Origin of the sequence: Pseudomonas sp. (genome assembly GCF_049645325.1) — a bacterium.
Lineage (GTDB): Bacteria > Pseudomonadota > Gammaproteobacteria > Pseudomonadales > Pseudomonadaceae > Aquipseudomonas.
Window position 1 is genome coordinate 1 of sequence record NZ_JBARTQ010000617.1, and the last position, 2009, is coordinate 2009.

General features: G+C 64.6%; 2 protein-coding genes. Both read left to right on the forward strand.

Annotated elements, in window-relative coordinates:
- Nucleotides 1–220 precede the first annotated feature (220 nt).
- Complete coding sequence (locus WBB95_RS25950) at nt 221–1219, forward strand: ATP-binding protein (protein ID WP_424490173.1); 999 nt, start codon at nt 221–223, stop codon at nt 1217–1219.
- 53 nt (nt 1220–1272) lie between these two features.
- Complete coding sequence (locus tag WBB95_RS25955) at nt 1273–1875, forward strand: vWA domain-containing protein (RefSeq protein ID WP_424490174.1); 603 nt, start codon at nt 1273–1275, stop codon at nt 1873–1875.
- The last annotated feature ends 134 nt before the right edge of the window (nt 1876–2009 follow it).

The window sequence follows — 2009 nt, forward strand, 5'->3', positions numbered from 1 at the left end:
CCCCGCGCCGGGCTGCGAAGCGGCCCCAACACCTGACACCGCAGCTTGTGTGAGAAAACGCAGTGCTTTTATTGGGGCTGCTTCGCAGCCAGCGCGGGGCAAGCCCGCTCACCACACAAGCCAGGCACCCTAAAATGCCGTTTACACTCAAGCCAGTCACCACACCAAGGTGCGCACCACAGGGCGGTCCGTTGTGGCGCAGAATTTAATGAGAACTCGCATGACTGATATCCCCCATTTCCCGCTGTCCGCCGTGGTTGGCGCCGACGACTTGAAACTCGCGTTGTGCCTGACCGCCATCGACCCGAAGATCGGCGGCGTGCTGATCGAAGGCCCGCGCGGCATGGCCAAGTCGACCCTGGCGCGAGGCCTGGCGGACCTGCTGGCCAGTGGTCAGTTCGTCACCTTGCCATTGGGCGCCACCGAAGAGCGTCTGGTCGGCACGTTGGACCTGGACGCGGCACTGAGTGAAGGGCGTGCGCAGTTTTCTCCTGGGGTATTGGCCAAGGCTGACGGTGGCGTGTTGTATGTCGATGAAGTCAACTTGCTCCCCGACCACCTGGTGGACCTGTTACTCGACGTGGCCGCCAGCGGCACCAACCTGATTGAACGTGATGGCATTTCCCACCGGCATTCCGCGCGTTTTGTACTGATTGGCACCATGAACCCGGAGGAGGGCGAGTTGCGCCCGCAACTGCTCGACCGTTTCGGGTTTAACGTGGCGTTGAGCGGGCAAACCTTGCCGGCCGAGCGTGGGCAGATCATTCGCCGTCGCCTGGATTTCGACAGCGACCCTGGCGCGTTCTGCGCGCAATGGGCCGAGCCACAGGCTGCCCTGCGCGAGCGCTGCACCCAGGCGCGGGCGCGCCTCGACAGCATTGCATTGGATGATCAGGCCTTGGCGCACATCACCGAGCGCTGTTTTGCAGCCGGTGTCGATGGCCTGCGCGCGGACCTGGTATGGCTGCGTGGCGCCAGGGCCCATGCGGCCTGGCGCGGTGCTGATGCGATTGGCGACGAAGACATCGAGGCAGTGGCTGAGTTTGCCCTGCGCCATCGTCGCCAAGAGCAGTCGCCACCGGCAAGCCCACCGAGCGATGGGCAGTCGTCCACACCTTCCGACCCTTCACCCGGCCAAGGCCAATGGGGCGATATGCCCGCACCGGCCTTGCCCACGGGGGCTCGCCGAGACGTGCCGACCTGGCCAAAAAAGCCCTAGGCATTCGCCCTCGACCTGACGCGGGGGCGGATGCCCGGCCCAAGGCGGGACGAATGGACAGCGGCAGGCACGGCAAGGCGCGCAGCGCTCAGAACGGCGCGATCATTTGGCCGGGCACGTTGCTCGGCGGTCGGCCGCAATCGCGTGAGGATGTGCTGTACCAGATGCGCAGTCGTACCGCTCATGAACTGTGGCTGGTGATCGTCGACGCGTCCGCCTCCACGCGGCGGCATCGCGCGTTGAGCGATGCCAAGGGCTTGCTTGCGCAGTTGTTTGACGACGCTTATCGGCAGCGTGCGCGCATGGCGTTGCTGACGGCCAGCGGGCAGTCGCCGAAATGGCAGGTGCAGGGCCTGAAAGCGGCGAAGGGGTTGACCGGCTGGCTGGAACAATTGGGGGCGGGCGGCGGTACGCCGTTGCTGGCGGCGCTGACTGAGGCCGGGCATTGGCTCACGGCGCGGCGCAAGCGTTATCCGGCTGAACACCAACGTTTGTTGGTTATTACCGATGGGCGGCTCAAAGACATCAAGGGCTTGCCGCTGTTGGAGTGTCCGGGACTGCTGGTGGATATCGAGCGCGGGCCGATCAGGTTGGGGCGCGCGCAGGAATTGGCGGCCGGGTTGCGGGTGGAATATCGGCATATTGATGATGTGTAGGGTTTGGGCTATCGCTGTCGCGGGTAAGCCAGCTCCCACATTTTTCACGCGCCGCCTATCCAATGTGGGCGCTGGCGTGCCTGCGATGGGCATAAGTATCTACACATTGTTGTAGTGAGCGGGCTTGCCCCGCG